Origin of the sequence: Microbacterium deferens (genome assembly GCF_045517775.1) — a bacterium.
Taxonomy (GTDB): Bacteria; Actinomycetota; Actinomycetes; order Actinomycetales; family Microbacteriaceae; genus Microbacterium.
Genome location: NZ_JBEUWT010000001.1, coordinates 782177 through 808281, shown reverse-complemented (window position 1 = coordinate 808281; position 26105 = coordinate 782177). Strand labels below are relative to the sequence as shown.

The 26105-nt window shown below is 71.2% G+C and carries 23 protein-coding genes; 9 read left to right on the top strand and 14 right to left on the bottom strand.

Features of this window, described 5'->3' with window-relative positions; translation table 11 throughout:
- Nucleotides 1-28 precede the first annotated feature (28 nt).
- The 4 genes from ABTU82_RS03940 to ABTU82_RS03925 are packed head-to-tail and all read right to left on the bottom strand — an operon-like array spanning nt 29 to nt 3969.
- Nucleotides 29-1639 (bottom strand): PTS mannitol transporter subunit IIBC, encoded by a 1611-nt coding sequence (locus tag ABTU82_RS03940; RefSeq protein WP_116646008.1) that lies wholly within the window; start codon nt 1637-1639, stop codon nt 29-31.
- Nucleotides 1636-3327 (bottom strand): phosphoenolpyruvate--protein phosphotransferase, encoded by a 1692-nt coding sequence (ptsP, locus tag ABTU82_RS03935; RefSeq protein WP_407171878.1) that lies wholly within the window; start codon nt 3325-3327, stop codon nt 1636-1638. Before ptsP ends, ABTU82_RS03940 begins: the two co-directional genes overlap by 4 nt.
- Nucleotides 3328-3341: 14 nt before the next feature.
- The gene (locus tag ABTU82_RS03930) at nt 3342-3617 is read right to left on the bottom strand and encodes an HPr family phosphocarrier protein (RefSeq protein WP_116646009.1); all 276 of its coding nucleotides are present in this window, start codon (nt 3615-3617) and stop codon (nt 3342-3344) included.
- A gap of 13 nt (nt 3618-3630) precedes the next feature.
- On the bottom strand, nt 3631-3969 hold the full coding sequence (locus ABTU82_RS03925; protein ID WP_116646010.1) for a PTS sugar transporter subunit IIB: 339 nt from the start codon (nt 3967-3969) through the stop codon (nt 3631-3633).
- A gap of 163 nt (nt 3970-4132) precedes the next feature.
- On the opposite strand from ABTU82_RS03925, the gene ABTU82_RS03920 reads away from it, so the two are divergent.
- Nucleotides 4133-6058 carry a BglG family transcription antiterminator gene (locus ABTU82_RS03920; protein WP_407173287.1) on the top strand — a complete coding sequence of 642 codons (1926 nt, stop codon included), beginning with the start codon at nt 4133-4135 and terminating at the stop codon, nt 6056-6058.
- A 131-nt stretch (nt 6059-6189) separates the two neighbouring features.
- Here the strand turns inward: ABTU82_RS03920 and ABTU82_RS03915 are convergent, their stop codons facing one another.
- The 3 genes from ABTU82_RS03915 to ABTU82_RS03905 form a co-directional block, all read right to left on the bottom strand.
- On the bottom strand, nt 6190-7152 hold the full coding sequence (locus tag ABTU82_RS03915) for a type IV toxin-antitoxin system AbiEi family antitoxin domain-containing protein (protein WP_407171876.1): 963 nt from the start codon (nt 7150-7152) through the stop codon (nt 6190-6192).
- Between the two features lie 213 nt (nt 7153-7365).
- Entirely contained in the window at nt 7366-9078 is a 1713-nt protein-coding gene (locus tag ABTU82_RS03910) for a phospho-sugar mutase (RefSeq protein ID WP_407171874.1), read from the bottom strand.
- On the bottom strand, nt 9075-9908 hold the full coding sequence (locus ABTU82_RS03905) for a purine-nucleoside phosphorylase (protein WP_407171872.1): 834 nt from the start codon (nt 9906-9908) through the stop codon (nt 9075-9077). The genes ABTU82_RS03910 and ABTU82_RS03905 overlap by 4 nt, the downstream gene beginning before the upstream one ends.
- A gap of 53 nt (nt 9909-9961) precedes the next feature.
- Here ABTU82_RS03905 and ABTU82_RS03900 point away from each other — a divergent pair, with 53 nt between their 5' ends.
- The gene (locus ABTU82_RS03900) at nt 9962-11422 is read left to right on the top strand and encodes an NAD(P)H-quinone dehydrogenase (RefSeq protein ID WP_116646014.1); all 1461 of its coding nucleotides are present in this window, start codon (nt 9962-9964) and stop codon (nt 11420-11422) included.
- A gap of 635 nt (nt 11423-12057) precedes the next feature.
- Here the strand turns inward: ABTU82_RS03900 and ABTU82_RS03895 are convergent.
- On the bottom strand, nt 12058-13818 hold the full coding sequence (locus ABTU82_RS03895; protein ID WP_407171869.1) for an acetyl/propionyl/methylcrotonyl-CoA carboxylase subunit alpha: 1761 nt from the start codon (nt 13816-13818) through the stop codon (nt 12058-12060).
- An 80-nt stretch (nt 13819-13898) separates the two neighbouring features.
- Nucleotides 13899-14534 carry a Maf family protein gene (locus ABTU82_RS03890; RefSeq protein WP_407171867.1) on the bottom strand — a complete coding sequence of 212 codons (636 nt, stop codon included), beginning with the start codon at nt 14532-14534 and terminating at the stop codon, nt 13899-13901.
- Between the two features lie 74 nt (nt 14535-14608).
- Here ABTU82_RS03890 and ABTU82_RS03885 point away from each other — a divergent pair, with 74 nt between their 5' ends.
- From ABTU82_RS03885 to ABTU82_RS03870, 4 genes are read left to right on the top strand one after another with little or no spacing between them, the layout of a single operon-like run.
- Nucleotides 14609-15883, top strand: coding sequence for a class I SAM-dependent RNA methyltransferase (locus tag ABTU82_RS03885; RefSeq protein ID WP_407171865.1), 1275 nt, complete (start codon nt 14609-14611; stop codon nt 15881-15883).
- Nucleotides 15880-16542 (top strand): response regulator transcription factor, encoded by a 663-nt coding sequence (locus ABTU82_RS03880; RefSeq protein ID WP_116646018.1) that lies wholly within the window; start codon nt 15880-15882, stop codon nt 16540-16542. The genes ABTU82_RS03885 and ABTU82_RS03880 overlap by 4 nt, the downstream gene beginning before the upstream one ends.
- Nucleotides 16535-17788, top strand: coding sequence for a sensor histidine kinase (locus tag ABTU82_RS03875; RefSeq protein ID WP_407171862.1), 1254 nt, complete (start codon nt 16535-16537; stop codon nt 17786-17788). The genes ABTU82_RS03880 and ABTU82_RS03875 overlap by 8 nt, the downstream gene beginning before the upstream one ends.
- Nucleotides 17785-18807, top strand: coding sequence for a hypothetical protein (locus ABTU82_RS03870; RefSeq protein ID WP_240606747.1), 1023 nt, complete (start codon nt 17785-17787; stop codon nt 18805-18807). Before ABTU82_RS03875 ends, ABTU82_RS03870 begins: the two co-directional genes overlap by 4 nt.
- Before the next feature lie 263 nt (nt 18808-19070).
- Here ABTU82_RS03870 and ABTU82_RS03865 read toward each other — a convergent pair whose 3' ends face one another.
- The 3 genes from ABTU82_RS03865 to ABTU82_RS03855 form a co-directional block, all read right to left on the bottom strand.
- Entirely contained in the window at nt 19071-19304 is a 234-nt protein-coding gene (locus tag ABTU82_RS03865; protein ID WP_407171860.1) for an acyl-CoA carboxylase subunit epsilon, read from the bottom strand.
- Nucleotides 19301-20890 (bottom strand): acyl-CoA carboxylase subunit beta, encoded by a 1590-nt coding sequence (locus ABTU82_RS03860; RefSeq protein WP_407171858.1) that lies wholly within the window; start codon nt 20888-20890, stop codon nt 19301-19303. Before ABTU82_RS03860 ends, ABTU82_RS03865 begins: the two co-directional genes overlap by 4 nt.
- Before the next feature lie 167 nt (nt 20891-21057).
- Complete coding sequence (locus ABTU82_RS03855) at nt 21058-21903, bottom strand: endonuclease domain-containing protein (RefSeq protein WP_407171856.1); 846 nt, start codon at nt 21901-21903, stop codon at nt 21058-21060.
- A gap of 249 nt (nt 21904-22152) precedes the next feature.
- On the opposite strand from ABTU82_RS03855, the gene ABTU82_RS03850 reads away from it, so the two are divergent.
- The 3 genes from ABTU82_RS03850 (at nt 22153) to ABTU82_RS03840 (ending at nt 24769) form a co-directional block, all read left to right on the top strand.
- Nucleotides 22153-22947: a biotin--[acetyl-CoA-carboxylase] ligase gene (locus ABTU82_RS03850; RefSeq protein WP_116646024.1), complete on the top strand. Its 795-nt coding sequence runs from the start codon at nt 22153-22155 to the stop codon at nt 22945-22947.
- A 75-nt stretch (nt 22948-23022) separates the two neighbouring features.
- Nucleotides 23023-23577: a PH domain-containing protein gene (locus ABTU82_RS03845; protein WP_116646025.1), complete on the top strand. Its 555-nt coding sequence runs from the start codon at nt 23023-23025 to the stop codon at nt 23575-23577.
- 55 nt (nt 23578-23632) lie between these two features.
- Nucleotides 23633-24769, top strand: a complete 1137-nt coding sequence (locus tag ABTU82_RS03840; RefSeq protein ID WP_407171853.1) for a 5-(carboxyamino)imidazole ribonucleotide synthase — start codon at nt 23633-23635, stop codon at nt 24767-24769.
- 5 nt (nt 24770-24774) lie between these two features.
- Here ABTU82_RS03840 and ABTU82_RS03835 read toward each other — a convergent pair whose 3' ends face one another.
- Nucleotides 24775-25167 carry a PPOX class F420-dependent oxidoreductase gene (locus ABTU82_RS03835; protein WP_116646027.1) on the bottom strand — a complete coding sequence of 131 codons (393 nt, stop codon included), beginning with the start codon at nt 25165-25167 and terminating at the stop codon, nt 24775-24777.
- Nucleotides 25168-25204: 37 nt separating this feature from the next.
- Entirely contained in the window at nt 25205-26104 is a 900-nt protein-coding gene (locus ABTU82_RS03830) for an alpha/beta fold hydrolase (RefSeq protein ID WP_407171851.1), read from the bottom strand.
- Between the last annotated feature and the right edge of the window lies 1 nt (nt 26105).

Below are 26105 nucleotides of genomic sequence, written 5' to 3'. Positions count from 1 at the left end.
GCGCCCGGCCTCGTAGGTGTGATCTGTCTTACTTGTCGTCGTGCTGGTCGCGCACGAGTTCCACGACCTCGTCGTACTTCGGCGAGTTCATGAAGTTGTCGACCGACACGTGGATCGAACCGGGCGTCTGCTTGCGCGCGCGGTCGGTGAGCTGGGCCTGCGTGATCACCAGATCGGCCGACGGGTCGAGGTTCGCGATGGCCTTGTTGGTCACCGTGACGTCGGCGAGGCCGGCCTTCTTGAACTTGTTGCGCAGCACGCTGGCGCCCATCGCCGACGAGCCCATTCCGGCGTCGCACGCGAAGACCACGTTCTGGATCTGCTTCGTGGCGACGATGCCGCCGCTGAGAGCTCCACCGGTCTCCTCCTGCGTCTCGAGGCGGTCGACGGCTTCCTCGGCCTCGCGCACCGCTTCGCGGTCGCGGCCGTCCGACGCGCGGAGCGCGTCGAGGGCGGCGGACGACTTGCCCTTGTTCGCCGACGTCTTCGAGATGGCGGCGGCGAAGGCGTCGCCCTCGGCGAGCAGGTCCCGCTTGCGCGAGGCACGCAGGATGATCGCCGAGATGAGGAAGGTCACCGCGGCCGACAGCACCACGGAGAGGATCACCGCGAAGTACCGGTTGTCGGCCACCTGAGCCAGCACCGCGAGGATGCTGCCCGGAGCCGCGGGGGCGCGGAGCTGGCCGCCCAGCAGCAGGTTGGTCGTAACGCCCGTCATGCCGCCGCCGATGAGGGCGAGGATGAGGGTCGGCTTCATGAGCGCGTACGGGAAGTACACCTCGTGGATGCCGCCGAAGAACTGGATGATCGCCGCACCCGGAGCGGACGCGCGCGCCGCGCCGAGCCCGAAGAACGTGAAGGCGAGCAGCAGGCCGACGCCGGGGCCGGGGTTGGCCTCGAGCAGGAACAGGATCGACCCGCCGGTGTCGCTGTCGGCCGCCTGCTGGATGCCGAGCGGAGTCAGCACGCCGTGGTTGATGGCGTTGTTGAGGAAGAGCACCTTCGCCGGCTCGATCAGGATGCTCGTCAGCGGCAGCAGGCCCGTGTCGACCAGGAAGTTCACCGCGGTGCTGAGCACGTTCATGAGGCCGTTGATGAGGAACGCCAGCGGGTAGAACCCGACGATCGCCATCACGAAGCCCCAGATGCCGGCCGAGAACATGTTGACGAGCATCTCGAAGCCGGCCTTGATCTTGCCGTCCCAGAGCTTGTCGAGCTGCTTCATCGTCCACGCGGCGAGCGGGGCCATGATCATCGCGCCGATGAACATGTTGATCTCGCCGAGCTGGTTGTCGGCGGGAAGCGTCAGGTTGACCTGCCCGATGAGGTAGTCGGAGCCGGCGATGACACCGAACGTGGCGATCGCACCCACGACACCGCCGCGCACGGCGTAGACCAGGTGGCCGCCGAGGTAGGCGATGAGCACCGGCAGCAGGTAGTGGATGAAGGGGCCGACGATCGTGGCGAGCTGGTCGTTGGGCGTCCAGCCCTTCTCGATGAAGAAGGCCGTGAAGATGCCCCAGGCGATGAGCGCGGGGATGAGGGGCATGATCATGCCCGAGAGGAACGTGCCGAAGCGCTGCACCGCGACGCGTGCGCCGCCGGTGCTGCTCGTCACGTCTTTCGACGTCGTCGTCATTTGACTGCTTCTTTCTGTCGTGCGGACGCCGCTGTCGCGGCCTCGCGTGCGGTGGCCGCGCCGTCGGCGGCCAGTGCTGCCTCGGCGATGCGGCGGGCATCGTCGAGAGTGTGGGTGAGAAGGGTGGCGCGCACGTCGGCCAGGGCCGTCGGCGCCATCGAGAGCGTGGTCGCGCCGAGACCGACGAGCACCACGGCCAGCAGCGGGTCGGCCGCCGCTTCGCCGCAGATGCCGACGGGCTTGCCCGACGCCGCTCCCGCCGCTCCCACCTCGCGCACCAGGCGGAGCACGGCGGGGTGCCACGGATCCTGGAACGATGCCACCGAGCCGAGCAGGCGGTCGGCGGCGAGCGTGTACTGCGTGAGGTCGTTGGTGCCGATGGAGGCGAAGTCGGCGTGGCGGAAGATGCGGTCGGCCAGGAGCGCCGACGAGGGCACCTCCACCATGACGCCCGCGGTCTTCAGTCCGTAGTCCTTCGCCAGCGAGACGAAGTACTCGGTCTCCTCGACGGTCGAGACCATGGGCGCCATGACCCACAGATCGGCAGGTCCTTCGGGAGAGCGTCGCGTCGCCGCATCCGCCTCCGCGAGCGCGGTGAGCTGCTCGCGGAGGATGTCTTCGCTGGCGCGGAGGGCGCGCAGGCCCCGGAGGCCGAGCGCCGGGTTCTCTTCGTGCGCGTCGTTGAGGAACGGCAGGGGCTTGTCGGCACCGGCGTCGAGCACGCGCACGACGACCTTCTTGCCGGGGAATGCCGCGAGCAGCTCGGTGTAGGCCGTGCGCTGCTCCTCGACGGTGGGGGCCGAGCTCGAACTGAGGAAGAGGAACTCGGTGCGGAACAGGCCGACGCCCTCGGCGCCCAGCTCGACCGCCTCGGAGGCCCCGCCGGGCTTGCCCAGGTTCGCCAGCAGCGGCACCGGGGTGCCGTCGGCCAGAGCGCCCGGGGTGATGGGGGCGGATGCTGCGGCCGCACGGTCGGCGGCGCGGGTCAGGGCTCGGGCGAGCTCGTCGTCGGACGGCGAGGTCACGACGAGGTTCGCCGCGGCGTCGACGATCACCGTCTCGCCCTCGGTGAGGCTCGCGGCTTCTGCGGCGCCGACGACCGCGACGATCGACTTCTCGCGGGCGAGGATGGCCGTGTGCGAGGTGGGGCCGCCCTCGGTCGTGATGAGCGCGAGCACCTTGTCGAGGTCGAGCAGCGCGGTGTCTGCCGGGGCGAGGTCTTTCGCGACGAGGACGAACGGGTGCCCGGGGTCGGGGATGCCGGGGGCGGCGACACCCCGGAGGCGGGCGATGACGCGCTGCGCGACGTCGTCGAGGTCGGCGGCGCGCTCGCCGAGATAGCCGCCGAGGGCGGTGAGCTGCTCGCGGAACGACGCGAAGGCGTCGTAGACGGCCCACTCGCCGGTCTTGCCGGCCTGCAGGCGGGTGTCGACCTCGGCTTCGAGTGTCGGGTCCTCGGCCATCATCGCCTGGGCCTCGAGCACGTCGCGGGCGGCGCCGCCCGCGGTGTTACCGCGCTCCTCGAGCTCGCGCGCGACGGCGGCGACCGCCTCGCGGACGCGCGCCGACTCCTCCTCGACGCTCAGCTCGCTGGGGGCGTCCTTCGGAGCCGGGAGGGGCTCCGCCATGCGTGCGACCGGTCCCTGGGCGACGCCCAGGCCGATTCCGACTCCGCGAAGTTCCGTCATGGTCTCGGTTCCCGTCATGCTGCGTCGTGGTCGGTGGTCAGGAGTTCGGCGAGGGCGTCGACCGTCGCCTCGGCGTGGGGGCCGTCGGCGGTGAGCGTGACGTAGTCGCCCTGATCGAGCCCGAGGGCGATCACCCCGAGGATGCTGGCGGCGTTCACCGGGGCACCCGCGTCCTTGGCGATCGTGACGGGGATGCCGGAGTCCTTCGCCGCCTTCGCGAACAGCTTCGCGGGGCGGGCGTGCAGTCCGTGGGACGAGCCGATCCTCACCGTCCGGGTGATCTGGGGCATGGGGGGTCCTTTCTCAGGCGTCGAGGGGGTCGGTGGCGCGTGCCGGGGAGCTCTGCACGGCCTGCTCGACCAGGTCGAGGGTCCGCACGCCGGACAGGTCGGTGAAGACGTCGTCCGGGAGGAGGACGACCACGACGCCACGGGCCGCGGCATCCCTCTCGATCCTCTCGAGCGAGTCGGCCATGTGGGGTCCGACCAGCACGATGTCGGCGGCGTCCAGATCGATCGGGAGCGATCTGTCGGTACCGGCGAACGCGGTGTAGGGAAGGCCGCGGTCATGAGCGGCGTGCCGCACGCGTTGTGCGACGAAGGTGCTTGACGCACCCGCACCACAGACCACGAGGATCCTCATCGATCCGCCTCCTTCTCGCCCATTCTTGTGAGAACGCTGGGAGACGACAACCAGGTTCGTTTCCCACCCCCCGGAATGAACGCTGGTGCGCCGCCGCCCGAGGGGTCGGCGCGTGATTGACTGGGGAGGCTTCCGCGACACGACGGCGGACGTGGAGGAAGACGTGACACGAGCGAGACAGGATCGCCTGCTCGCCCTGCTGACCCGGAACGGCGAGTGGGAGACGGCGGCGACGCTCGCCGACTCCCTGGGCGTGACGCCCCGGAGCGTCCGGTCGTACGTCAACGCCGTCAACGCCCGGGTTCCGCACGGAACGGCGATCGAGTCGGGTCCGTCGGGCTACCGGGCAGGGGCGGATGCGGCGGCGGCCCAGCGCGCCGGCAGCGCACCCGAGGCGGGCACCCCCCGCGACCGGCTCCACACCCTCGTGCGTGCGCTCCTGGATTCACCCGACGGCATCGACGTGTTCGAGACCGCCGACGCCCTGCACGTCAGCACCGCCACCCTCGACGCCGACCTGGCTCGGGTGCGCGGGCTTCTCGGCGGCACCGAGCTGACCCTCGAGCGCTCCGCGTCGACCGCGCGGTTGCGCGGCACCGAGATGGCGCAGCGGCGGCTGTTGAGCAAGCTCGCCCACGACGAGATGGATGCGGGGCTGTTCGACCTCGCCGCGCTCCGCCGCACCCTCGGTGAGGGGTCGGTCGGTGCCCGCGCGTTCGGACCGTTCAAGTCCGAGCTCGTCGGGGAGCTGGGGGCGATGGGCTACTTCGTCAACGAGTTCGGAATCGGCGATGTCGTGATGCACATCGCGATCGCCGCCGACCGGATCACCCGCGACCGTGCGCTCGAACGCGCGTCGACCGACAGCTCCGCCGCCCATTCCGAGGTGGCGGGCCTCCTCGACCGTCTCACTCTCCGGCACCTCGGCGTGCAGCTGGGCACGGGCGACCGCGAGCACCTCGCCACTCTCGTGCTCACGCGGGTCGTCGCCCCCGGTGCGCCCTCGGCCGATGACGCGCGAGCGCGGCTCGATCCCGAGGTCGAAGCATCCGTCCGCGCCGTCGTCGAGCAGGCGGCCGCCGACTTCCTCGTCGACATCGCGCACGAGGACTTCATCCTCCGCCTCGCCCTCCACGTGCAGAACCTCCTGCACCGTGCGAGGGAGCAGGCGTGGTCGCGCAATCCCCTGACGCGCTCGCTGAAGTCGACGTACCCGATGATCTTCGACGTCGCCGTCTACATCGCCAGCGGTCTGCAGCAGAGCCTCGGCATCCCCATCCAGGACGACGAGATCGCCTACATCGCGATGCACGTCGGCGGGCGCCTCGAGCGCAGCAGGCGCGCCGACCAGCTGCTGACGGCGACGATCGTGTGCCCCGGGTACTACGAGCTGCACGAGCTGCTGCGCTCGAGCGTCGACCGCTCGCTCGGCCAGGCCATCGAGGTCGTCGGCGTCGAGACCCGCGTCGATCCCGACTGGGAGTCGATCGACACCGATCTCGTTCTCTCGACGATCGATCCGGCCCGTCCGAGCGACCGCATCGTGCGCATCCAGCCGTTCCTCACCGACAGCGACGTGGAACGGGTGCAGGCGGCGGCCGGTCGTATCCGCCGCGGGCGGCGCCTCGCGCGGCTGCGCACCGAACTCGAGCGGTACTTCGACCCGACCGCGTTCATTCGCGGCATCGACGCGGCCGAGGGGGAGCCGGGGGTGATCCGCGAGCTCGGATCGCTGCTCGTGGCGCAGTCGGTCATCGACGGCGACTACGTCGAGCGGGCGATCGATCGCGAGGCGCTCTCGTCGACTGCCTTCACCGACGCGCTCGCCGTGCCCCACGCGATGGACATGACCGCCTCGCGCACGCGGATCGCGATCGGCATCGCCGATTCCTCGATCCCGTGGGGCGAGGGCCGCGTGCAGGTGGTCGCTCTCGTGGCGTTCAGCGAAACCGACCGCGAGGCGTTCCAGACCGTGTTCGAGCAGTTCGTCGAGGTGTTCAGCGAACGCGACAGCGTGCAGCGGATCGTGCGGCGCGGCACCGACTTCACGGCCTTCCTCGACGAGCTGGTCGCCGTCATCGACGGCTGACGCCCGGTCGGGTGGCCCGTGTTCGGGGCGTCGCTCTTCGGGTTTGGGGCGCGATTCTTCGGCTGGGGCGTGGAATTCCGCGCCCCGAGGAGAAGATCGCGCCCCGAACGGGTCAGCGCGCGGTGTGCGGCCTATCGCGGCGGGTCGATGCCGAACGAGGCCAGGCGCGCGCCGAGGTCACGCGCCGAGCTGATGTGCGCCCACCCCCACCGTGCGAACCGGCGCTGGGTGCGTCCGCGGATCCAGTCCTCCCGCTGCTTCTCGGCCAGGAGCACCTGCTCGACGGTTCGCCCGCTGCGCAGGGCCTCGTCGGTGTATTTGCTCTCGCCGTCGAACTCGCCGAAGGAGTTCACGTCGTCGAGCCCGATGTCGACGAAGTAGTCCTCGCCCCGCGGCCCCTCGACCCGCACCTGCAGGGAGGGGCGCGCGAACCCCAGCTCGGCGAGCAGGATGCGGCTGACGCTCTCGCCGGGCAGCTGGGCCCGACCGTCGGCGAACGCGAGGGCGCGTTGCGCCCGCGTCCGGCCGTGGGCGGAGCGCCCGACGACCTCGCGCGCGGTCTCGCGGAACGCCTCTGCGCGATCGGTCAGGTAGTTGCCCTGCTTCGGATGGGCGACCTGCCGCAGGGCCGCGTCGACCGCGCAGACGGCGGGCGTGAAGCCGGCGGTGCGGGCGACGTCGGCCACGGTGCGCACCAGGCTCGTGCACGTCAGGTCGCCGACGCCGACGACGTCGCCCGCGGCGAGCTGACCGCGGTGCCGCACGACCCCCGCGGCCGCGCCGGGGCGTTCGGGGGAGAGGATCGCATCGAGCGTGACCGCATGCCACCCGTAGACGGGCAGCCCGAGGATCGCTGCCGCCGTGAGATGCGAGAACACCGGCGCCACGCGGCTGACGGCGCAGAGCGCACGCGCGCGCACGACGATGCGACCTTCGGGCGTCAGCATCCGCACGTCTTCGTCTCTCACGTAGACGCCGGGGCGCACCCGCCTCAGCTCGGACGAGGCCACCATGCGGTCGAGCGCGTGTGAGCCGATGCCCTCATCTGCGAGGTCGCCCCTGCGGAGCAGGGAGACGTCGAACGGCGAGACCATGCTCCCGAGCTTCGGCCAGATGCGCCGGCCTCGAGGTCGAGTCCGGCACCCCGGTGGATACTCGTCGTGCCCGGCCGCCTGGGGAGGAAAGCCGGGTCGGGGCGCAGAACTCGCGTCGGGGCGCGGGATTCCCCGCCCCGACCGGAAACCTGCGCCCCGAACCCAGAGATATGTGCCCCGAACCGGAGAGGAACGCTGGCGCGGGGCGCAGGGTCAGCGCACGGCGTCGAGCATCTCGCGGGCGCCCGCGGCGAGCTCCGCGAGGCGCTTGCGCGCCTTCTTCTCCGTCGTGGCGCGCACGTCGAGGTAGAGCTTCAGCTTCGGCTCGGTGCCGCTCGGGCGCACGATGAGGCGCGAGCCGTCTTCGAGCGCGAAACGCAACACGTCGCCCGGCGGCAGGTCGCCGAGCCCGTCGCGCAGGTCGTCGACCTGGGATGCTGCGATCCCGCCGACCGTTCGCGGCAGGTCGTCGCGCAACCTCGCCATCATGGCGGCGATCTCGGCCACGTCGTCGACGCGGATGGAGATCTGGTCGCTCGCGAATGCGCCGAAGGTCTCGCGGAACTCCGCGAGCACGTCGGCGATGGTCTGACCCTCTTTCCGCGCCTGGCCGATGAGACCGAGCATCGCGATCGCGGCGGAGATACCGTCCTTGTCGCGCACCGTGCCGGGGTTGACGAGGTACCCGAGGGCCTCCTCGTACCCGTAGACGAGACCGGGGGCGCGGGAGATCCACTTGAAGCCCGTCAGTGTCTCGCGGAAGCCCAGGCCGTAGTGCTCCGCGATGCGTCCGAGACCGGGCGACGAGACGAGCGAGCAGGCCAGCGTCGCCGACGGGTCGCGGGGCACGCCGTTCTCGTCGACGGCAGCGCGGGCCGCCCGCCAGCCGAGCAGCAGCCCGACGTCGTTGCCGCTGAGCATCCGCCAGCCGCCCTCCGCCGAAGCATCCGGGATCGCCACCGCCAGGCGATCGGCGTCGGGGTCGTTGGCGATGATCAGGTCGGCGGAGTTCTCGCGTGCAGTCTCGTACGCGAGGTCGAGGGCACCGGGCTCTTCGGGGTTGGGGAACGCCACCGTGGGGAACGCGCCGTCGGGGTGCAGCTGCGCCTCGACAGGGATCGGCGCCGGGTAGCCGGCCGATGCGACGATGCGCGAGAGGGTCTCCCATCCGACGCCGTGCATCGCGGTGTACACCCAGCGCAGTCCGTGCGCCCCGGCGGGGGCGGGGGAGACGGCCGCGGTCGCGGTGACGTAGGCCTCCACGAGCGACTCGTCGGCGTTGGAGTACCCCACGGAGCGGGGGAGATCGCCGAGCTCGGTCGTGTCGGCGATGCGCTGGATGTGCGCGGCGATCGACGAGTCGCTGGGCGAGACGATCTGCGCGCCGTCGTCGTCGCCGCCGAGGTAGACCTTGTAGCCGTTGTCGTCGGGCGGGTTGTGGCTGGCGGTGACCATGACGCCCGCCGACGCGCCGAGGTGGCGGACGGCGAAGGCGAGCACGGGAGTGGGGAGCATCCGCGGTAGGAGGATCGCGTGGAGTCCGGCACCAGCGAAGATCTCGGCCGAGTCACGGGCGAACACGTCGGAGTTTCGGCGGCCGTCGTAGCCGATGACGACCGACGGCGCATCGCCGTCGCCTGCGCGCTCGCGCAGGAACGCGGCCAGGCCCGCGGCGGCTTGCGCCACCAGCACGCGGTTCATGCGGTTGGGTCCGGCACCGAGCGCGCCGCGGAGTCCGGCGGTGCCGAACGCGAGTCGCTGCGAGAAGCGGTTCGCGAGCTCGGCGGCGGCCGCAGCATCCGCCTCCTCGGTGCCGCTGATCAGCGTGCGCAGCTCGTCGCGGGTCTGTCCGTCGGGATCCTGCGCCAACCAGGCGCGGGCCGCCTCCAGCAGGTCGTCGGTGCGCGACGCCGCGTCGGCGCTCACAGCGCCTCGATGACGCGGGCGAGCAGGGCGGAGATGACGGGCTCGGCCTCACGGCCGGCCTCGAGCACCTCTTCGTGGCTCAACGGCGTGGTCTGGATGCCGGCGGCGAGGTTCGTGATGAGCGAGAAGCCGAGGACCTCCATGCCCGCCTGGCGGGCGGCGATCGCCTCCAGGGCCGTCGACATGCCGACGATATGGCCGCCGATGGTCTTGGCCATCTGCACCTCGGCGGGCGTCTCGTAGTGGGGGCCGCGGAACTGGCAGTAGACGCCCTCGTCGAGAGTCGGGTCGATCGTGCGGGCGAGGTCGCGCAGCCTGGAGGAGTAGAGGTCGGTGAGATCGACGAAGGTCGCGCCCTCGAGGGGCGAGGCGGCGGTGAGGTTGATGTGGTCGCTGATCAGCACCGGCTGCCCGGGCGTCCACGTCTCGCGGATGCCGCCGGCGCCGTTGGTGAGGATCATGGTGGACGCGCCGGATGCTGCGGCCGTGCGCACGCTGTGGACGACCCGGCGAACACCGTGGTTCTCGTAGAAGTGCGTGCGGGCCCCGATCACGAGCACGTGCGTGCCCGCGGGGGTGCGGACGCTCCGGAGCGTGCCGACGTGCCCGGCGAGTGCCGGAGCGCTGAACCCGGTGACCTCCGTCGCGGGGAACGACGCGACGGTCTCGCCGATGAGCTCGGCGGCGCGTCCCCACCCGCTCCCGAGAGTGACGGCGATGTCGTGGCGCTCGACGCCCGTGAGGCGTGCGATATCGGCGGCGGCGGTGGCGGCGATCGCGAACGGATCGGCCGTGGGGTCATCGAGAGGGTTCTCGGCAGATGAGGACATGAGCCCACTCTAGGAATCGCCGCGTTTCGTCGCCACACGCGACGCGCGACAGAATGGAGTACATGTCCTCCCTCAGCTTCGAGCGAACCCAGCGCGTCGCCATCATCGGCGGTGGCCCCGGCGGTTACGAAGCGGCGCTCGCCGCCGCCCAGCTCGGAGCCGAGGTGACCCTCGTCGAGCGCGCGAGCGTCGGCGGCGCCGCCGTCATGACCGACGTCGTCCCGTCGAAGACCCTCATCGCCACGGCCGATGCCGCGGTCGCGATCAAGGGCGCGAGCGCGCTGGGGGTGCAACTGTTCGCGAAGGGCGGCGACGGCAAGCCGCTGCAGCCCGAGGTCGCCATCAACCTCGCGGCCGTGAACACCCGGCTGCTCTCCCTCGCCCGCCAGCAGTCCGACGACATGCGCGCCTCGCTCGTGGAGGCGGGCGTGCGCATCATCTCCGGCCACGGGCGCCTGGAGGGCGATTCCGCCGTCGTGATCGCCACCGAGCAGGGCGGCACCGACTTCGATCGCGTCGAGGCCGACACGCTGCTCGTCTCGGTCGGTTCGTCGCCGCGCGAGCTGCCCTCCGCAAAGCCGGATGGCGACCGCATCCTCACCTGGACCCAGCTCTACGGCATGCGTTCGCTGCCGAAGCACCTGATCGTCGTGGGCTCCGGCGTCACCGGCGCAGAGTTCGCCTCGGCCTACATGAACCTCGGGTCGAAGGTCACGCTCGTCTCCAGCCGCGATCAGGTGCTCCCCGGCGAGGACTCCGACGCCGCGGCCGTGCTCGAGAAGGTCTTCGAGCGCGGCGGCATGACCCTGCTGTCGAAGGCTCGCGCCGAGAGCGTGGTCAACACCGGCGACGGCGTCGTCGTGACCCTCGCCGACGGACGCACGGTCGAGGGCAGCCACTGCCTCATGGCGGTCGGCTCGATTCCCAACACCGCCGGCATCGGACTCGAGGAGGCAGGCGTGCAGCTGACCTCGTCGGGCAACATCCGGGTGAACCGCGTCGCGCGCACCTCCGTGCCGAACATCTACGCCGCCGGCGACTGCACCACGTTCGTGCCGCTGGCCTCGGTCGCCTCCATGCAGGGCCGCACCGCGATCTTCCACGCGCTCGGCGACGTGGTCATCCCACTCGAGCGCCGCCGCATCTCGGCGAACATCTTCACCGCCCCCGAGATCGCCACCGTCGGCTGGTCGGAGCAGGACATCGCCGATGGGCGCATCGACGGGGTCGTGCGCAAGCTCCCCCTCTCGGCGAACCCGCGCGCGAAGATGCAGGGCATCAAAGACGGCTTCGTCAAGATCATCGCCCGGCAGGGGAGCGGCACCGTCATCGGCGGCGTCATCGTCGGCCCCCGCGCGTCGGAGCTCATCTACCCGATCGCGATCGCCGTCGAACGGCGTCTCACGATCGACCAGGTCTCTCGCGTCTTCGCCGTCTACCCGTCGCTGTCGGCGAGCATCACCGACGCGACCCGGGCGATGCACGTCGTCGACCGCAACGACCTCGACTCCTGACGCGAGGCGGCCGCGCGCCGCATCCGCCGTCGCTGCGTTCCGCGCCGTGCGGCGCGTGGGCGTTCCGCCCTTCGCGCCGCCCGTCGCAGTAACTCAGGATGAGAGGGCTGCCTTACGCGCGACACGCCGCGTGGGCGGCCCCTCCCGGGTCCGCCCTCCCGTCGCACTAACTCAGGATGAGAGGTCTGCCCTGTGCGCGACACGCCGCGTGGGCGGTTGTGTCGCCGCGTTCATCCTGAGTTCGTGCGGGGAGAGGTCTTCTCCCGGCCGCCGGCGGGCTGGCCTCGGCCGGCTCCGCACGCCCATCCGCGGCCGCACCCAGCCCGGCGCGCACTCCAGCCCGGCGCGCACTCCAGCCCGGCGGGTCGGGCGGCCCGGCGGGTGGGGCGGCCCGGCGCGTGGGACAGCCCGGGGGTTGGGGCGGCCCGGCGCGTACCCCGGCTCCGAACGCCCGCCTGCGCAGCCGCACCCGGCTCGGCGGCCAGACCGCCTCGGTACGCAGGCCGGCACGGCACGAACTCAGGCTGATCGCACCGCGCGAGCGGAAAGACGCAGGTGCCGGCGGGGCCGCGCAGCATCCATCCTGAGTTCGGGCTCGGCGACGAGGGGGAAGCGGGTAGCGCGGGGAGGCCGGGCTACGCGATCGTGAGCAGCGCGTGGCCTGCCGAGACGGTGGCGCCGGGGGTGGCGTCGATCGAGCCGATGACGCCGTCCTTGTGGGCCTGGATCGGCTGCTCCATCTTCATCGCCTCGAGCACGACGACGAGGTCGCCCTTGACGACCTGCTGCCCCTCCTCGACGGCGATCTTCACGATCGTGGCTTGCATGGGCGATTTGACCGTGTCGCCGGTCGCGCCCGAGACACCGGATGCTGCGTGCGCGCGCCGCGAGGGAGGAGTCGCCACCGGGCGGCCGGCCGGAGCCGCGGCCACGCGGTCGGGAAGGCTCACCTCGAGGCGCTTGCCGCCGACCTCGACGACGACCGTGTGCCGCGCAGCGGCGACGGCGGGAGCGTCGAGCTCGCCGTCCCACGCCGGGATGTCGTTGACGAACTCGGTCTCGATCCAGCGGGTGTAGACGCCGAAGCGGCCGCCCTCGGCCGTGAACGCGGGTTCGCGCACGACCTTGCGGTGGAAGGGGAGTACCGTCGGCAGACCCGCGACCTCGAACTCGTCGAGCGCGCGACGTGCCCGCTCGAGGGCCTCGTCGCGGTCGCGGCCGGTGACGATGATCTTGCCGAGGAGCGAGTCGAATGCTCCGCTGACGCTGTCACCGGCGGTGACGCCGGAGTCGAGGCGGATGCCGGGGCCGCCGAAGGTCTTGAAGACGTGGATGGGACCCGGCTGGGGAAGGAAGCCTCGGCCCGGGTCTTCGCCGTTGATGCGGAACTCGATCGAGTGGCCGGTCGGCACAGGGTCGTCGTAGTCGAGCTCCCCGCCCTCGGCGAGACGGAACTGCTCGCGCACGAGGTCGATGCCCGTGATCTCCTCGGAGACCGGGTGCTCGACCTGCAGGCGCGTGTTGACCTCGAGGAACGAGATCGTGCCGTCGGCGCCGATGAGGAACTCGCACGTTCCCGCCCCGACGTATCCGACCTCCCGGAGGATCGCCTTCGACGCGGTGTAGAGGATGTCGTTCTGTTCGGGGGTGAGGAAGGGCGCGGGCGCCTCCTCGACGAGCTTCTGGTGACGGCGCTGCAGCGAGCAGTCGCGCGTGGAGACGACGACGACGTTGCCCGTGGAATCCGCCAGGCACTGCGTCTCGACGTGGCGCGGCTTGTCGAGGTACTTCTCGACGAAGCACTCGCCGCGCCCGAAGGCGCTGATCGCCTCGCGGGTGGCCGAGTCGAACATCTCGGGGATCTCTTCGGCGGTGCGCGCCACCTTCAGGCCGCGCCCGCCTCCGCCGTACGCCGCCTTGATGGCGATCGGGAGCCCGTGCACGTCGGCGAAGGCGACGACCTCGGAGGCATCGGCCACGGGACCGGGCGTGCCCGGAGCCAGGGGCGCGCCGACCTTCTCGGCGACGTGGCGCGCGGTGACCTTGTCGCCGAGGGCTTCAATGGCGTCGGGTGAGGGGCCGATCCACACGAGGCCCGCGCCGATGACGGCTCGGGCGAAGTCGGCGTTCTCGGCGAGGAAGCCGTAGCCGGGGTGGACGGCGTCGGCACCGGAGCGTCGGGCGATCGAGAGGATCTTCTCGATCGAGAGGTAGGTCTCGGCGCTGGTCGCGCCCTCGAGGGCATAGGCCTCGTCGGCGAGACGCGCGTGGAGGGCGTCGCGGTCTTGGTCGGCGTAGACGGCGACGGACGCTTTGCCCGAGTCGCGCGCCGCGCGGATGACACGAACGGCGATCTCGCCGCGGTTCGCGATGAGCACCTTGGCGATCTTCGGCATAAGAGTCAGCCTATCGACGGTCGGGGGTACGCCTTTAGCGCCACTCCACAAGAAAATGCGTGAAACGTGTCGGGTGTCTCTCACCGATTCCAGAGAGAAGTCCATTCCACGTCGAGTCGGCGCACCAGCACGCGCAGTGTCGACAGCGACATCCCGACCACGGTGGAGGGGTCGCCGTCGATCCGATCGATGAACGCACCGCCCAGGCTGTCGACGGTGAAGGCCCCGGCGACGTGCAGCGGTTCGCCGGTCGCGACGTAGGCGGCCACCTCGTCGTCGGTGATGTCGGCGGAGAAGGTCACGGATGCTTCGGCCACCGCGAAGGCCTCCCGCGGCTCTTCGCCGGGCACGACGCGGAGGACGCTGTGGCCCGAGTGCAGCACACCGGTGGCTCCCCGCATCCGATTCCACCGGGCGATCGCGTTATCGGCGGTGTAGGGCTTCCCGAGGATCTCGTCGCCGAGCGCGAACATCGAATCGCCGCCGATCACGATGCCGTCGAACGCGGGGTCGATTCTCTCGGCCACATCGGCGGCCTTGCGGCGTGCGAGCAGCAGAACGTGCTCGGATGCGGGCAGGCGTCGTCCCTCGGCCGCCTCTACCTGGGCGACGGCCACCTCCTCATCGACCTCCGGAGCCATGGTCTCGGGTTCGATCCCCGACTGACGCAGGAGCATCAGTCGGGCCGGGGAGGTGGAGGCGAGGCAGACGCGCATGCCTCGACGGTACCGGGCCGATTCTGCATCGCGTCGCGGTCGCCGCGGCGGTCGCGACGTGAAAAGCTCGGGGGATGCAATCAGGAGATCTCGTCGACCTCGACGTCACGGGGGTCGCTCACGGCGGCGTGTTCGTGGCCAGACACGAAGGCCGGGTCGTGTTCGTCCCCGACGCCATCCCCGGCGAGCGGGTGCGTGCGCGGCTCACCGATACGTCGAAGTCGTCGTTCTGGCGGGCCGAGGCCCTCGAGATCCTGGATGCGTCGCCCGACCGTCGCCCGCACATCTGGGGCGCGGCCGACATCTCCGTCGCCCCGGAGCGCCGCGCCGGTGGCGCCGACTTCGGTCACGTCGCCCTCGCCCGTCAGAGGCAGCTGAAGCTCGACGTCTTCGCCGACGCTCTGCAGCGCATCGGGCGGTTCACCGACTTCCCCGTGACGATGGAGGGGCCCTCGGCCGGCACACTCCCGGCCGAGACCGCCGACGGCACCGGGTGGCGCACCCGCGTCAGCCTCCACGTCGACGACGAGGGCCGTGTCGGCCCCTACGCTCCGCGCAGCAACACCGTCGTCGAGGTCGATGACCTCCCTCTCGCGACCGCGGCCGTCGAACGTGCCGCCCTGGGCCTGCGCTCCGGAGCCCCCGGGCGCATCGACCTGGTGCAACCCGCGGACGGACGCGTCCGCGTGCTCGCCCGACCCGACTCCGAGCGCCGAGCGCCGGGCATGCCGGAGGTCGTCGTCGAGCGCGTCGGAGACCGCGAGTTCCGTGTCGACGACCGGGGGTTCTGGCAGGTGCACCGCCTGGCCGCGCACACCCTCACCCGCATGGTGACCGAAGAGCTCGGCCGGATCCATCCCGACGCCTGGCACCTCGACCTCTACGGCGGGGTCGGACTCTTCGCCGCGACGCTCGGCGACCTGGGCGGCCCGGCGACGCGCGTGACATCGGTCGAGTCCGACGCACGCGCCACCGAGCACGCCGGTGAGAACCTCGCAGAGTGGGTCGGAGCCCGGGCCGAGACCGCGCGCGTCGACCGTTTCGTCTCGAAGCTCTCGGCCGAAGCATCCCCCCGCGAGCGTGACCGGCTCGCGCAGGGCGTGGTGCTCCTCGACCCGCCGCGCGCCGGCGCCGGTCGCGAGGTCGTGCGAGGAATCGCCGCGCTGTCGCCCGCGGTCGTCGCCTACGTCGCGTGCGACCCGGTGGCCCTCGCCCGCGACCTCCGCACGTTCGCCGACCTCGGCTACTCGGCGCGTCGCGGTGTGCGTGCCGTCGATCTGTTCCCGAACTCGCACCACGTCGAGGCGCTCGCTGTGCTGGAACGCGACACGGATACGATGTCGACATGACGCGAGTCGCGCTGATTGACGATCACGAGTCGGTGCGACTCGGACTCGAGGCCGCCTGCGCCGGCGAGGAATCGACCGCGGTCGTCTTCTCGGGAAGCAACGTGACCGAGTACTTGCAGTGGCGTCTGGCGGCCGATGAATCGCCCGCCGATGTCGTCGTGCTCGACCTCACGCTCGGCGACGGCACGACGGTCGCCGAGAACGTGCAGCGTCTCGTCGGCGACGGATCGAGTGTGCTGATCCACAGCGTCGCCGACCGCCCCGCCGCCGTGCGCGAGGCGTTGTCGTCGGGCGCCGCCGGAATCGTGAGCAAGGCGTCGCCGATCCACGAAGTGATCGGTGCCATCCTCACGGTCGCCCGTGGCGAGCTGCTCAACAACGTCGAGTGGGCGAGCGCCGTCGAGGGCGACCGCGAGTTCGCCGACGCGCAGCTGTCCGTGCGCGAGCGCGAGGTGTTGCGGCTCTACGCGGCCGGGCTTCCGCTCAAGGTCGTCGCCGATCGGCTGGGTGTGGCGTATTCGACGGCCAAGGAGAACATCACCCGGGTCAGGGTCAAGTACGTCGAGGTCGGCAGGCCCGCCCCGACGAAGATCGACCTGCGATTGCGGGCCATGGAGGACGGCATCATCGGGCCGTCCGACGGAGAGCGCCATGGCTGAAGCGGGCAGGTCGGTGCTCGACGAGGCGTGGGGGCGCGTCCCCCACACTCGTGAGACCGCGGAAGGATACGGATCCTTCACCCGCACCCGCATCGAGCGCGTCAGCGAGCTGCTGATCGGCTCGGGCAGTTTCGTCTTCGCGCTGCAGGCGTTCGTCGCGGCCCTGGGTCCGGGCGACGAGCGCGAGGGCTGGCACACGCCGCTGGTCGCGGCCGTCTTCCTTCCCCTTGCCGCGATGATCGTGGCGTGTCTGGTGGGCCGATTCGCGCGGGTCTTCGCGGGGGTCTTCGTCGTCGTCTATATCGCGGTGCTGGCGCTCTGGCCGATCGCGACGGTGGGGTCGCAGCCGTCGCCGACCGAGGAGCCCTGGACCTTCTATCTGCTGACGGTGGCCACCGCCGCCACCGTCGTCGCGTCCCCGCTCTCCCTGCAGATCGCCGTGACCATCGCGGCGCCGCTGCTTTTCGGACTCACCCGCCTCATCCAGGGCGGCTTCGATGACGCCTTCTTCGTGCCCGTGGGGCTCGACGTGTCGTTCGCGATCATCCTCGGCAGTGTTCTGGTGGTGCTGGGGTGGACGTATCGCTCGGTCGCGGCGAACGTCGACGAGACCCGGGCGCGCGCCGTCGCGAGCTACGCGGCGGCGGCGGCCGCGGCGGCCACCGAGCGCGAGCGCGTCGCTGTCGCAGCCCTCATGCACGACAGCGTGCTCGGGGCGCTCCTCGCCGCTGAACGCGCCGGCACGCCGCGCGAGCGCACGCTCGCCGTCAGCATGGCCCGGGAGGCCCTCACCCGCCTCGCCAACGCGGAGAAGAACGCGTGGGAGGGCAGTGACGAGCCGGTGGATGCTGCGCACCTGGCCGACGAGATCGAGGCGGCCGCGCGCGAGATGGGCGTCGAGACCGCCGTCGTGCGGCGACTCGACGATGAGACGCCGCGTGTGCCGGGGCGCGTCGCGCGCGCGCTGGTGCTCGCTGCGATGCAGGCCGTCGCCAACGCCGTGCAGCACGCCGACGCCGCGGGGCTCGGTGTGGAGTTGCGCGGGCGTGCGGAGCCCGGTGGCGTCACCGTGCGGGTGCGCGACGCGGGCGGCGGGTTCGACATCGACCGCATCCCCGACGACCGCCTGGGCATCCGCGGGTCGATCCAGGCGCGTGTGACCGCGGTCGGCGGTCGCACCGAGATCGAATCGGGGACGAACGGCACGACGGTCACCCTCCACTGGGAGAGCGGTGATCGCTGGTGACCGTCCGCGGAATCGTCTCCGTCATCGGAGTGGCTTTCACGGCCTACCTGGCCGCTCGCGGGCTGCTGTTCACCGGAGCCGTCGACACACCCTGGTTGACCTACCTCGCGCTGACGTTCTATCTCGTCGTCACCTGGACCGTGATCTTCTGGGGGTACCGGCCGGGCGCGGCGTCGACCGGCGCCGTCCCGCGCGCCACCCTGCCGCTGTGGCTCGCCCTGCTCTCCCTGGTCGCGGCGATCGTCGTCCCCAACGCGATCCTCTCGGCCGTGCCGGTCGAATCGCGCAGTCTCCCGTTCGCGACCTCGTTCATCGGGGGCATCGGTGCGCTGATGACGGTCGTCATGGTGCGCCGTCGTCCGGTGACCGCGTGGATCGGCGTGGGGCTCATGTCGGTGTCGGCCATCCTGTGGCTCGGCCCGCTCGCCGCGCTGAGCCTCGGCCTGCCGGGCTCGATCGTGTGGGTCGCCGCCGCTCAGCTGCTCATGTACGCCCTCGATCGGGCCGCCCGCGACACCGAGCAGCTGGCGAGCCTGCAACAGGCGGCGTCCGCGTGGCAGGCCTCACAGGTGGGGCGCCAGCGCGAGCGCCGGGTGCAGGTGCAGCGTGCCCTCCAGGCCGCCGGCCCCGTGCTGGGCCGCACGATCGAGACCGGGGGCAACCTTCGGCCGGACGAGCGGGTCGACGCCCGTCTGGCGGAGGGCCGCCTGCGCGACGAACTGCGGGGCCGCCGTCTTCTCGACGACGCCGTGCGGGCCGAGCTGGAGGCCGTGCGTCGTCGGGGCTCCGCGGTGACCATGTTCGACGAGGGCGGTCTCGAAGACCTCGACGACGCCGCGCTGGCGATCGTCCGCGCCGAGCTCGCCGAGACGCTGCGTGACGCCGCATCCACCCGTCTGATCATCCGCACTTCGCCGCACGCGCAGATCGCCATCACCGTCGTCGGGCGGTCGGGCGACGGGGAGAGCCTGTCCGACGAGGACAGCGTCGATCTCTGGCGCGAGATCCGCAGACCCTGACACGCGAGGAGTCTTCTCCTCCACCGTCCTGGTAGGGGAGGGGTCCAGGACGGTGGAAGAGAAGAAAGAGAAGGCGAGGGGCGGCGAAGCCGCCCGCCCCTCGCCGTGCGAACGGTTACCCGAAAACCGTCCGCGGGACCGATCCTGGCTCTAATGAGCAGGTCGGCCGAACGCGTAATGCGTTCCAGCTCATTCAGTATCTGCGACCCGAACGCCCGCGTCTGTAGGTATTTCGGGGGACAAATGCTTAGCCTGTCGCCGGTTCAGCCGCTGAAGCCGCCCCAACGGCGTTCGCGGTCGAGGGGACGACGCAGGCCACGTGCCGACAGTTCCCACCGCGAACGGGCGGGGGGTGCGACAACGGGTTCCGCAGACTCCTCGAGGTAGGCGCCGCCGACGACCGCGATCAGGGCGGCGAGCTCTTCGTCGGTCGGGTTTCCGCGCCGCACCCGGATGTCGGGCGGCGTCGAATCGCCGGCCGCCGTGCTCTCACTCACAGGGGGATGTTCCCGTGCTTCTTGGCAGGCTGGGTCGCACGCTTGTTGCGGAGGGCACGCAGAGCCTTCGCGATCGACACGCGCGTCTGGGCGGGTTCGATGATGCCGTCGAGCTCGCCGCGCTCGGCGGCGAGGAACGGCGAGGCCACGTTGTAGGTGTATTCGCTCGCGAGACGCGCCCGCACGGCGGCGACGTCTTCGCCGGCCTCCTCGGCGCGCTTGATCTCGCCGCGGTAGAGGATGTTGACAGCACCCTGCCCGCCCATGACGGCGATCTCGGCGGTCGGCCACGCGAGGTTGATGTCGGCGCCCAGCTGCTTCGAGCCCATGACGATGTACGCGCCGCCATACGCCTTGCGGAGGATGACGGTCACCAGGGGCACGGTCGCCTCGGCGTACGCGTAGAGCAGCTTCGCGCCGCGGCGGATGACGCCGGTCCACTCCTGGTCGGTGCCGGGCAGGTAGCCGGGCACGTCGACGAGGGTGACGATCGGCACCGAGAACGCGTCGCAGAACCGCACGAAGCGGCTGGCCTTCTCGCCTGCCTCGATGTTGAGTGTGCCGGCCATCTGCGACGGCTGGTTCGCGATGATGCCGACCGTCCGCCCCTCGACGCGACCGAACCCGATGACGATGTTGGGGGCGAAGAGCGGCTGCACCTCGAGGAACTCGCCGTCGTCCATCAGGTGACCGATCACGGTGTTGATGTCGTAGGGCTGGTTGGGGGAGTCGGGGATGACGGTGTTGAGCGACCGGTCAGCATCCGTCGTCTCGAACTCGAAACCGGAGTCGAACACGGGGATCTCGGCCATGTTGTTGTCGGGAAGGAACCCGAGCAGGGTGCGCGCGTAGTCGATCGCGTCGTCTTCGTCTTCGGCGAGGTAGTGCGCGACGCCCGAACGGGTGTTGTGCGTGTAGGCGCCGCCGAGCTCTTCCATGCCGACGTCCTCGCCGGTGACGGTCTTGATGACGTCGGGACCGGTGACGAACATCTGGCTCGTCTTGTCGACCATGATCACGAAGTCGGTGAGGGCGGGGGAGTAGACCGCACCGCCGGCTGCCGGACCCATGATGAGTGAGATCTGGGGGATGACGCCGGAGGCCGCGGTGTTCAGGCGGAAGATCTCGCCGTACTTGCCGAGAGCGACGACGCCCTCCTGGATGCGGGCGCCGCCGGAGTCGAGGATGCCGATGATCGGGATGCCGCTGCGCAGCGCGAGTTCCATGACCTTGATGATCTTGTCGCCGGCCGCCTCGCCGAGGGAGCCGCCGAAGGTGGAGAAGTCCTGCGCGTAGACGGCGACGGTGCGGCCGTGGATCGTTCCCGTGCCGGTCACGACGGAGTCGCCGTACGGGCGCGACTTGTCCATGCCGAACGCCGTCGTGCGGTGGCGGACGTACTCGTCGAGCTCGACGAACGAGCCCGGATCGACGAGCAGGGCGATGCGCTCGCGGGCGGTGAACTTGCCCTTCGCGTGCTGCTTGGCTTGGGCCGCGGCCTCGGCGTCGACGACCGCCTCCTGGTACCTCGTGCGGAGGTCGGCGATCTTGCCGGCGGTGGTCGCGTGGTCGGGCTGCTCTGTCACGCGTTCCACACTAGCGGCGGGCTCCCTGTCGGCCTTGGAGGGTGCGCACAACGACTCGCCGAATCCCCTGTCGCCCAGCGCATGTCGGTGAGTTCGGCGCGATTCGGTGCGTATTGCTGTTCACGGTCACCGAAGAGCGCCGAACTGACCGATTCGGGTGGGGCGGGTCACCGCGCGAGGTGAAGATTCTGCGCCATGGCGGCCAGGATGGTGGCCTCCACCCGGGGCCAGTCGTCGACGATCTCGCGGTAATCGAAACGCAGCACGGTGTATCCGAGCAACCGCAGCCGGCGGTCGTGGGCGATGTCGGATCGACGTTGTCTCGGATCGGAGTGGTGGGCGAAGCCATCGATCTGCACGACCAGCCTCGCACCGATGAGGCCGTCGACATGATGGCCGTCGATCTTGACCTGCTGTCGTACCAGGACGCCTCGCCTCCGCATCCGTGAGACGAAGTAGGTCTCGAGGCCGGAGTGCGACAGAGCGGTGGTCTCGTCGCGGAGCGCCCGAGCCCGCTCGCCGCGCCAGTCGATCGCACCGATGCTCTCGACAGTGATGAGGCGGGCGCGCACCGCCGATTCCCAGATCGCGAGGGCTTGTTCGTGAGGACGACAGACCGCGACGGCGGCGAGCATGTTCTCGACCGCATCGATGAGAAGCCGCCGGGGGCGCGCAACGATGCCGGCGCCCCAGTGTCCGTGTGCGGCGGGTGGTGACCTGCGCGCTCCTCTTGGCACCGCCAGGTGGACCGTGGGGTCGTCGTCGGCCCGCCAGAGCGTGCGCAGCGATGCCGCGGAGACGCACGTCACCGCGCAGCCGGTTCGGGCGGCGACCAGCAGTTCCGGGGGTGCGCCGGGAATCAGCACCCAGTCGCGGCCCGCTCGCACCAGCCCTTCCCTCTGGACGGCCGCACGAATGGCGTCGGGGCGCCACCCCGCCTCGCGGACCTCCGCAAGATGGATATAACCGCGCGCGGCGACGAGTGGCCGTAATGATCTCGTGCTCGAACCCATCCGCCCACCGTTGCGGCGTGCTCGCGGTGTGGGGATGCAGGAGGGGGTGAATGGGGAGAGATCCCCTCACAGATCGGCTGGGGAGGACACGTCCCCTCTTTCGTCTCTGCGGTGAAATCGGCCCGATTCGGTGCGTGTCTACCTGGACGCGCACCGACTCCGGCCGATTTCACCGATTCGGGCGGCGACGGCGGCGCACGGCTGTCAACCGCGGATGCTGCGCGGCGCGCGTCCGCGTAGGGTGTGGCCATGCCGATCCCCGCCGAGGGCTACCCGCTCGCCGCCGCCGTCAGTCCGCGCCTGCAGGTGGTCGAGACCACCGATTCGACCAACGCCGATGCGGTCGCCGCCGCATCCGCCGACCCCGAGGGATGGCCGCACCTGGCCGCGCTCGTCACGACCGACCAGCGCGCCGGACGCGGGCGGCTGGGTCGCACCTGGACCGCGCCGCCGGGCACCGCCCTCGCCGTCTCGGTGCTCGTGCGGGTCGAGGGGCTCCCCGCCGCGTCGCGCGGGTGGATCCCGCTCATCGCGGGGGCGGCCATGACCCGCGCGGTGGCCGCGCAGCTGAAGGGCACCGGCAACACCGCCCAGCTCAAGTGGCCGAACGACGTGCTCGTCGACGGCGCGAAGATCTGCGGCATCCTCGCCGAAGCGCTTCCCGGCACGATGGATGCCGTCGTCGTCGGCGCCGGCGTCAACACCCATATGACGCGCGCCGACCTCCCCGTCTCGACGGCGACGTCGTTCGCCGCCATCGGGGCGGAGTGCGACGACGACCGGCTGCTGGCCGACTTCCTCCGCGCGCTCGACGAGCAGCTGCAGGCGCTCATCGGCGCCGGCGGTGATGCCTCCGCGGCGAACGTGCGGGGCGAGGTCGAGAGCCTCTGCGCGACGGTCGGACGCGACGTCGTCGTGTCGCTGCCCGACGACAGGGCGCTCGAGGGCCGCGCGCAGCGCATCGACCCCGACGGGCGCCTCGTCGTGGTGGTCGACGGTGTGGAGACGCCGGTCGCGGCCGGCGACGTGCAGCACGTGCGCTGAGCGGTCCGCCGCCGCGTTGAGCGGCGTGCCGCGTGGGATCACCCCGACGTCGGCGGGGAGGGTGACAATGAGAGCGTGACCCAGCCGACGACCCTCGGGGGGCGCCCGCTGATGCCGGCGCCCGGCGCACCGACGCCCGAGCTGCGTGTGGCGCGACTCCGGCCGCGTGCGACCCGGCTGTTCTGGTCGGCCGTCGTGCTCATCGCCGTCGCGGGCGGTGTCGGGTACTTCTACGACAACCTGCGCGAGCCGTTCGCCGACTGGATGCTGCTGAGCGCGGCCGGTGCGGTCGTGTTCCTTCTCGTCGTGCTGCCGTTCCTCAGCTGGTGGGCGCAGCGCTACACGATCACCACGCGCCGCGTGATCGCCCGGTCGGGCCCGTTCGGCCGCCGCCGCGCCGAGCTGTCCCACGTGCGCGGCTATACCGTGCAGCTCAAGCGCGGAATCCTGCAGCGCATCGGCGGTGGGGGAACCCTGGTGCTCTCGAACGGCGTCGACGCACCCGTGCGGCTGCGTCGCATCGCGAACGTCGCCCTCGTCTACGAAGTGCTGGTCGACCAGGTAGAGGTCAACCAGATCCTGGCCCACCGCGACTCGCAGAGCCTGACGCCTCCGCCGCTGCCCTCCTGACCACCGGGCGCGAGTGCGCCAAGATGGGAACGACGGACTCGAACGAGGGAGTGGCATGACGCTGCGTGTGGGTGTGGTCGGCGGTGGCCAGTTGGCACGGATGATGATCGCGCCCGCGGTCGAACTCGGCATCGAGGTGCGCGTGCTCGCCGAGGAGACCGGTATGGCCGCGGCGCTCGCGGCCACGGCCGTCGGCGATTACCGCGACGCCGAGACGGTGCTCGCGTTCGCCCGCGACGTCGACGTCATCACGTTCGACCACGAGCACGTGCCGCAGGAGGTTCTCGCTGCCCTGGTCGACGCCGGCGTCGCCGTGCACCCCGGTCCGAGTGCCCTCGCGGTCGCCCAGGACAAGCTGGTGCTGCGGGCGCGGATGGCCGAGCTCGGTATGCCGCAGCCCGATTGGGCAGCGGTGTCCGACGCCGCTCAGCTGCAGGAGTTCATCGACGCCCACGGCGGGCGTGCGGTCGTGAAGACCCCCCGCGGCGGATACGACGGCAAGGGGGTGCGCGTCGTCTCGGCCGCGACCGAGGCGGCGGACTGGTTCGCCGCACTCGCCGAAGATGCGCGCGGCGGCGACCTGCTCGTGGAGGAGCTCGTCGACTTCTCGCGCGAGCTCGCCCAGCAGATCGCGCGTCGCCCGTCCGGGGGCATGCGGGCGTTCCCGCTCGTCGAGACGGTGCAACGCGACGGCGTGTGCGTGGAGGTCGTCGCCCCGGCGCCCGGGGCGAGCGAGCGTCTGGCGCTCGCGGCGGAGGACATCGGGATGGCGATCGCCGAGGGGATCGGGGTCACCGGGATGCTGGCGGTCGAGCTGTTCGAGACCGTCGACGGCCGCATCCTCGTCAACGAGCTCGCGATGCGCCCGCACAACAGCGGCCACTGGACCCAGGACGGCGCCGTGACGAGCCAGTTCGAGCAGCATCTGCGTGCCGTGCTCGATCTGCCGTTCGGGGCGACCGAGGCGACCCGCCCCTGGACCGTGATGGTCAACATCCTCGGCGGCCCCGCGCAGGGCGGGCTCGACGAGCGCTTCGACGCGGCGATGTCATCGCACCCCGCGGCCAAGATCCACACCTACGGCAAGGCCCCGCGGCCCGGTCGCAAGGTGGGGCACGTCACGGTGGCCGGCGACGACCTCGACGACGTCGTGTACGAGGCCCGCGCCGCAGCATCCGTGTTCCTGGACTGACCCCGCTACCCCTGGCCGCTGATGCTGTCGGCGGCGATCGTGAGGATGATGCGCTGCTGGTCGCGTCCGCCGTACCAGGGGTAGGGCTGACCGGTGTACTTCTGCGACAGGGCCTCAATGCTCTCGGCCCCGCCCTCGGTCGTCATCTCGACGACCCTGCCGCGCACCTGGATGTAGCGGAACGGGTTCGACGGATCCTGGATCGCGACCGCCACGCGCGGGTCGCGCTCGACGTTGCGCACCTTCACGAAACCAACGACCGTGTTGATCACGACGTGCTCGCCGTCGGTGTCGACCCACGTCTCGGTCACCTGGGGCGACCCGTCGGGCATGATCGTGGACAGGAAGCAGGGGCTCGGCTGGCGCAGCAGGTCGAGCAGGGCATCGGGCAGTGTCATCGGGTCTCCTCGAGGGGTGGGCTCTCAGTCTGAGCCCTCACCGGGTGTCGAGGCCGCCCGACGCGCAATCGTGCATCGCGCGCACCGTTTCGGCGATCCGCCCGAAATGGCGCATGTGGACGTTGTGGAACCGATCGCCCGAGAGGCGGTGGGTCGCATTCGGATAGCGCCGCGCGACCGCATCGTGCATCGTGATCCACCCTCGGCCGTAGGTGCCGGTGGTGAGCAGCGCCACCGGGAGGTCGCCGTGCACCGCGTCTGCGAGTTCGGACGCCGCCGCCACGGTTCCGGGGAGCACCGCGCGCATCTCGTCGACCGCGTCGCCGAGGAAGAGGGCGGCCACCGCGCTGTGCCATTCGTCGCGTGCCCGCGGCGTGAGGGCCTCCAGGAACGGCCCGCGGCCGGGGTAGAGCGGCAGGGCGTTCCGGCGTACCAGGCGCGCGAAAAGAGGAGGGGGCAGCATCCGCCGCGCCGTGGCGATGCTCTCGGCGTAGAGGCGGTACCCCCGGCGGCGCACCGGGTCGGAGGCGAGAAGGTCGGGCGTCGCGTCGAGCATCACGAGCCCGGCGACCCGCGCGGGGTGCCGCGCGGCGTAGACGCGTGCGATGAGAGCGCCGAACGAATGGCCGACCAGCAGCACGCGAGGTTCCGGCGCGAGCGCGGCGAGCACGCCGTCGAGCTCCGCGACGAGGCCGTCGATCGTGCGCGGGGATCCGGGGGCGCTCGCTCCGATCCCCGAGCGCTCGTACGAGATCACCCGGGCCGTGCGCGCGAGGAGCGTCTGGAGAGGCAGCCACGATCGGGCGGTGTCGCCCGCCCCGGTGAGGAGCACCACGACCGGTGTACCGCCCGGCGACGCGCCCGCGTCGAAGACCTCGACCCGCCGGCCGCCGACATCGACGAATGCCCCATCGAGGGGCGCGACGCGGGTATCCATC